The 6,587-nt window shown below is 42.1% G+C and carries 6 protein-coding genes; 4 read left to right on the top strand and 2 right to left on the bottom strand.

From position 1 onward, the window contains the following. Positions 1 to 795 (bottom strand): IS5 family transposase (locus BEN30_RS16180; RefSeq protein ID WP_139135091.1); only part of this gene is annotated, 795 nt, incomplete at its 3' end. A 270-nt stretch (positions 796 to 1,065) separates the two neighbouring features. Here BEN30_RS16180 and BEN30_RS16185 point away from each other — a divergent pair. The 4 genes from BEN30_RS16185 to BEN30_RS18110 all read left to right on the top strand — a co-directional run bounded on the left by BEN30_RS16185 (position 1,066) and on the right by BEN30_RS18110 (position 5,688). Beyond that, entirely contained in the window at positions 1,066 to 2,016 is a 951-nt protein-coding gene (locus BEN30_RS16185; protein WP_139135092.1) for a class I SAM-dependent methyltransferase, read from the top strand. Between the two features lie 441 nt (positions 2,017 to 2,457). Further along, positions 2,458 to 4,302 carry an ABC transporter ATP-binding protein gene (locus BEN30_RS16190; RefSeq protein WP_069959350.1) on the top strand — a complete coding sequence of 615 codons (1,845 nt, stop codon included), beginning with the start codon at positions 2,458 to 2,460 and terminating at the stop codon, positions 4,300 to 4,302. Positions 4,303 to 4,354: 52 nt separating this feature from the next. Continuing rightward, positions 4,355 to 5,059, top strand: coding sequence for a class I SAM-dependent methyltransferase (locus tag BEN30_RS16195; protein WP_170827096.1), 705 nt, complete (start codon positions 4,355 to 4,357; stop codon positions 5,057 to 5,059). A 41-nt stretch (positions 5,060 to 5,100) separates the two neighbouring features. After that, entirely contained in the window at positions 5,101 to 5,688 is a 588-nt protein-coding gene (locus BEN30_RS18110; protein WP_084005651.1) for a histidine phosphatase family protein, read from the top strand. 8 nt (positions 5,689 to 5,696) lie between these two features. Here BEN30_RS18110 and BEN30_RS16200 read toward each other — a convergent pair whose 3' ends face one another. Next, positions 5,697 to 6,536, bottom strand: a complete 840-nt coding sequence (locus tag BEN30_RS16200; RefSeq protein ID WP_139135093.1) for an FkbM family methyltransferase — start codon at positions 6,534 to 6,536, stop codon at positions 5,697 to 5,699. Positions 6,537 to 6,587 lie beyond the last annotated feature (51 nt).

The raw sequence follows: 6,587 nt of genomic DNA on the forward strand, positions 1-6,587 counted from the left end.
GCGCCGTATGTGAGCGATGAGCAGCCATGTTTCAGCGCTGGCGATGGTTTGCTCCCAGTCTTTGGCCAATCTGCGGCAACGGCCAAGCCATGCAAACGTGCGTTCGACCACCCAGCGGCGGGGAATAATCTCGAAGCCCTTTGCGGCATCGGATCGCTTGACGATTTGCAGCGTCCATTGTCCAATTTTGTCCAATGCGCCCCTGAGCTTGGGTCCAGCATATCCGCCATCGGCAAAGATATGGCGCAACCACGGGAAGGAATAGCGGATCGAGTTAAGAACGGCGGGAGCGCCATCTCGGTCTTGGATGTCCGCACCATGGACCACCAAGCCAACGAGCAGGCCGGTCGTGTCGGTGACGATGTGACGTTTACGCCCGTTGATTTTCTTGCCCGCGTCATAGCCCCGAATACCGCCGCTTTCCGTGGTTTTGACGCTCTGGCTGTCGACCACGCCCGCCGTCGGACTGGCCTCTTTTCCCATGGCTTCTCGTGCTGCCATGACCAAGTAATGGTTGACCGTTCGCAGAACGCCGTTGTTGCGCCAATCGTAAAAGTATCTGCGCACCGTCGAGACCGGAGGAAAATCATTCGGCAGCATCCGCCACTGACAGCCCGTGGACGCCATGTGCAAAATGGCATCAAATACATCTCGAAGATCCGTCGTGCGCGGACGCCCTCCGGGCTTCGCCGGGGGCAACAACGGAGCAACATGGCTCCATTCTTCATCTGTCGAATCGCTTGCATATCGGCGCCCAGTGCGCTCATAATCAGGTCGGGTGATTTCAGTCCACATCTTGTGCCTCCTCATTTGCTTTGACACAAACGAGAGAATCACAAATGACTGAAATCACTCAACTACTTTCGGATCGGACACTCAGTAACGATATTCTATTGTCAGAGAAATATTTCAATAAAGTCAGTCTAATAACTGACTAACCATTAACTGACTAACCATATTTATCAAGTTTTTTAAATCACCGCAGATAATTATGGTTTGTGCGAAAATCAAATATTGCTTATTATATCCACAAATGGGCAAGTAAACTTGGAGAAACATAACATTATGCACGTGCCGCCTCAAAAATCCATTTTTTCTCTAACAAAAGAGGATTTTTTACTTCCAGATTCAGATATTCAAAAAATTCTTGACCTCCACGAAACACAAAAATTCAACATAAACGATTCTGAATGGAAAGAAATTTCTAATAAAGAAATTAGCCAGCGGCGTCTTGGTATTCGTAGATATTTGCACCGACTTATTGAACATGGCCGGAACACTAGAACACAGGTAGATGTACAAAGCAGTTACAATACCCATTGGAACTTAACCGATACACTTTCGCAGTACATCGAGGGCCTAAACACCCGAAATCTTGCCCTGCAGTGGCGACAACAAGGCATTATTTGTGCTTCACAGGCATTACGGCAAATTGATTTGCTGTTTTATATTAAGGCAATCGAAACTGTGCGCCCAAAGAGCGTTCTTGAAATTGGATGCGGGAATAGTAGCATCCTCCTGACACTTGCAGCACGCTTTCCCGAAATTTCTTTCTTTGGCATAGAACTCACAGAAAGCGGTGTAAACATTGCTAAATCCGTCCAAGAATTGGATGAATTACCGCCATCAATTGTTAAGAATTCACCTGTCCCTTTGGTAGACTTAACAGCTCATCGTCTTGTAAAATTACAGATAGGAGATGCGCGAAATTTGCCATTTCCAGACAACCATTTCGACTTGATTTACACTCGACTTGCTCTTGAACAAATGGAACAAATTCGTGAGAAAGTATTGAAGGAAATATATCGAGTATCCAATGGTGTTGTCGCACTGGTTGAATGCTGGCGAGACTTTAATCTTACGGGACCAGGGCGCGATTATATTCACCGTAGCGGATATTTTACAGGCAAAATTAGAGATCTTGAGAAGCTCGGTTTTAATATCGTGCTTGCTACTGCCGACGTACCTCAAAAAATTCAATTTAGCTCAGGGCCAGTCGTTGGTGTCAAAAAATGATTGGCGTTACGAGAACTCATGGGGCGTCAGTCTAGTCTGACTGTAGCCAACACCAATTCTCAAATCGCCAACGAGGGGTATACATCGACCTTAGAGGAGATGCAGAGGAGAAAAAACATATGGTCTATCAAACAACAAAACAAACCAATCGCTGGACCTCTTACCCAGTGTTACGGTTCATCCGATGAATATCCGGTGCCGGAGAACAGTGATGCTCAAGTTTTGACTTAGCGTGCATGGCGTCGTACACCATTTACAAAAGTTATCTTTTGCTGCAGTCGGATACCGGGTCCCCTAGTGCGCGCAACAACCTTAATGCAAATCGTAATAATTAATATTCAGGTCTGGCGTTTAAAAATGAACTAAACATTTCGAAACACCCCTTATGTATTCTCACATTAACTCCATCGTATTTCAAATACACACATATAGGCCGCAATAGTGTTTAAATTAAATAACCTTTCCAGACGCATTAGCAGTGTTTTTAACGGCGTAAAAAAGGGCTTGCGCCTGACGACCATTAGAGAGCGAAGAAAAATGATTTTTCTATTTTTCTCGTCTCTATTACTTGCCGTGATTCAAACAGCAGTACTAATCTCAATCATTCCAATGGTACAGTTAATGATTGATCCGACAAAGCTGCCGACACAGAATGTATTTTCCTGGATTGAGCCGTTGATCAATTTGATTGATGGCCGATATTTTCTGCTGTTACTTGCTGGTGGCATTTTTACACTTATCTCTTTAAAAGCGATTCTCAGTTGGCTTCACCTTGGATGGGTTTCAGGTTTTTCAGCTCATTGCGAAGTCCGCTTAAGTTCGCACCTGATGTATCGCATCTTAACTTCAAATTATTCCTGGCTTGTGCAGCAGAATACGGCACGTCTGCGTGAACACCTTTTTGGGTTCGTGTCTTTTTGGTCACGCCAGTTTATCAGGTCGTTCATGCGCCTGCTCAGTGATCTTATGCTGGCCGGTATTATCGTTGCTGTTCTTATTTGGGCAAACCCGCTGTCAGGTTTAATTGTCGCCGTGGGGGTAACACTTTTTGCCACTGCAATTTTTGTGTTCGTACGACCCAAGATTCTTGAGATTGCGGCTCTAAAACGTAAGTCAATACTCATGGCAAATAACATCAGTATAGAGGCTATTTTTGGCGTTAAAGAGGTTAAAATGGCTGGAGCCGAAGATGAATTTTCAGCTCTTTTTTATGAACAGGTTTCAACATATGCACACGGTGATGCAGATGGCCAGAAATGGGTTCAACTCCCACGTATTACATTAGAGTTTTTTGCTTATGCAGCATTAATAGGCACTGCTACTTTGATTACTATTTTGGATGCTCAAAGCGCCGAAATTTCTGGTCTAGTTTTTTTATATGGCCTTTCGACCTTAAGACTAATGCCAATTTTTTCAACGGTCGTATCCAGTCTTGCAAACCTTATGAGCGCCTTTCCTATTATAGAAGATCTCGAAAAATTAATTGCAGTTACAACATTAACAGAAACTGCTGCTCCAAAAGATGTTGTCCTTTTGCCATGGGAAAGAATTGTTTTGGAGCAGGTCTCTCTTACATACGAAGGCTCTCAACGATCCGCAATTAGCGATGTCTCACTCATAATTGAACCCGGTAAATCCTATGGCGTTGTTGGTCCATCTGGTGCTGGGAAGAGCTCTCTCATTGATCTTATAGTGGGGCTTTTAGCGCCTTCTAAAGGTTCTGTGTCCGTTGATGCAAATATTCTTAAAGCTGAGGAAAGGCGCACTTGGCGACGGCGCTTTGGGTATGTATCACAAAAACCTTTCCTACTTGACGCTACATTAAGAGACAACATTATCTTTGGCTCCCATTCAATAACCAATCAAAATTCTGAGGAAGTAAAACAACGCATTTCTAGAGCAATCAAACTCGCCCATCTTGAGCAGGTCGTTGAACGATTACCCAAAGGGCTCTCATCACGACTAGGAGAACAGGGTATTCTATTATCTGGTGGGGAGCGTCAACGCGTAGCCATTGCTCGCGCATTATTTCGAGGTGCCGATATACTCATCTTAGATGAAGCGACCAGCTCCCTAGATACTCTTATTGAACAAGAAGTGGCCAGCTCAATCCGTACTCTCCATGGCGAGGTCACAACGATCATTGTCTCCCACCGCCTCAAGTTGGTAGAAAACTGTGATGAAATTTGGGTCTTAAATAACGCAGAATTGGTAGAACGTGGGGCTCATTCCAAGTTAATGGAAACGTGCGATCTTTATCACCGCATGGTCATGCAAATTACTTAATTTGATTTTTGACCGTTTATCATAATCCACCTGTTACTGTATGGAAAACAATATGAAAGAAAGAATTAAAAACATCATCCGGCGGACAGGTACCTTATGGAATGAATCTCTAACGAGAAACAAAGTGCCTTCCATCCTTAACATCCTGGAAGAGCGCGCGCGATTAGATAGTGTAGATTTCCTAGAATCCAAACTTAATTCAGGGGTCCTATTTAGATCTGTCTCTGCAATCAGGAACTATGCAATCCAGGACATAAATGAAGCGGGACTTATCTTGGAATTTGGCGTATTTAAAGGCTCTTCAATTCGGCAATTTGCCAAAAATTTAAGTTCCAAAAACGACCAAAGAACAATTGTTGGATTTGATTCATTTGAAGGTCTCGAAGAAGCTTGGACCGGACAAGTAGGTGGACTTAAATCTAAATTTAGCACGCTCGGTGTCATGCCCAGTGTACCCTCCAACGTTCATCTTCTCAAAGGTTTGGTACAAGATACACTTCCAAAGTATCTAGAAACAGTTCCAAATGAACAGGTTGCGTTCATTCATTGCGATCTAGACACATATACCCCCACCAAATTTGTATTGGAATACCTAAAGGATCGTTGTGTCTCTGGAACCGTTATCCTATTTGATGAATTATACGGTTACCCTAACTGGCGACATCATGAGTATCGAGCTCTGATGGAAGTTTTCAACCAAGATGAGTACGAATATATTGCTTTTTGTAATCTTCAATGCGCAATACGCTTTAAATAAACTTCCTCCTGTAGCATTAGGTTTTCGGACAATCTGAGTTTATGACAGAACTCATTCTTATTCGCCACGGCCCAACAACTTGGAACGAGCTTGGTCTTTTGCAAGGTCGTACTGACGTACCTCTCAGTAACTATGGACGCACGCTCATAAGAGATTTGAAGCTACCGCGAGAACTCATCAATGCTAAATGGGTTTCGAGTCCACTAAGCCGTGCCACAGAAACGGCAAATATTTTAGGGCAAAACCCAACTATAGAAAACGCTCTAATTGAAACAGATTGGGGCGAATGGGAGGGATATGAATTATCTAAAATAAGAGATCAAAACAATGGAAAGATCCCGGGCATTGATACCTGGGACATTTATGCATCCCCCCCCTCTGGAGAAAGTTTACACATAACACAGTCTCGAGTTAAGTCGTGGCTGGAAGAAACCTCTTCAGAAAACAGCACCACTGTGGCCGTTACTCACAAAGGAGTTATCCGATCAATATTTCTATTAGCATTTGGAAATTACATACCTACTTTAAGTAATATAAACTTATCTCCTACATTTTGCCATAAATTCAGTATAAACTCACAAGGGACAATTGAAATTATGCAAGTAAACATAAATTTGAGACATTCTTAATCAATCGATTAAACAGATAAAACAGAAATCAAATCAGTCCTATTTATGCGAACGGCTAAGAAATTCCCATCCACAAAGTTTTCGTCATAAACACTATACTCCTTAAACCAAACACCGCCAGGATATATTCTACCAATACAAAAACCTTTATCTGTTAATTCTTCATTTAAAAGAACATAAAAGTCGCGAAGCATTATTTTTGTGAAAATATTAAGCCTATTGTACTCAAACTGAATGACGTCAATTTCTTTGTTTTTAATCATATCCCCAAAACCACTCACAACATGAAAATCATGTCCCTCAGTGTCAACTTTGAGAAAATCTATGTGATTAATACCCAAATCACTGCAAAAAACATCCCCACGAACGAATTTCTGCGTTTCTTTACGGAAGTCCTTAATATGAGGCAGTAGAGCAGATGCTGATGTAACTTCAACGCTTGATTTTTCAGAAACGGAATCACTTATCATAATTTCCATTTCGCCGTCTGATTTTGATAATCCAATTTGAAACACATGAATATTATTTTTATGCTTTAAATACTGTTTCAATTTTCCAAATGTTATTAGGCCTGGTTCAAAAGCATAAATATTTGTTTCTTCATCAAATAATTGAGCACAGGCCGACGACCAGTGACCCGTATTAGCCCCCACATCAAAAACAACCATTTTAGATGCATGAGACGCCAACGAATTCAAAATATAAAGCTCACCATTTTCGGAAAAATTGTACCCAGGATTGCATGATTCTCTATAAACAGAGAATGCCACTTTGTTAATAAAACGTCCAAGTTTTGCTCCGCTAACCTTTCGAACTTTACGCAGAAACCCCCTAAATAAAATGGACAATCTGTTCCCCTTTGTTTATTTCACTGTTTGATAATATTTATATTTAGTCTA

The organism is Magnetovibrio blakemorei, assembly GCF_001746755.1.
Taxonomy (GTDB): domain Bacteria; phylum Pseudomonadota; class Alphaproteobacteria; order Rhodospirillales; family Magnetovibrionaceae; genus Magnetovibrio; species Magnetovibrio blakemorei.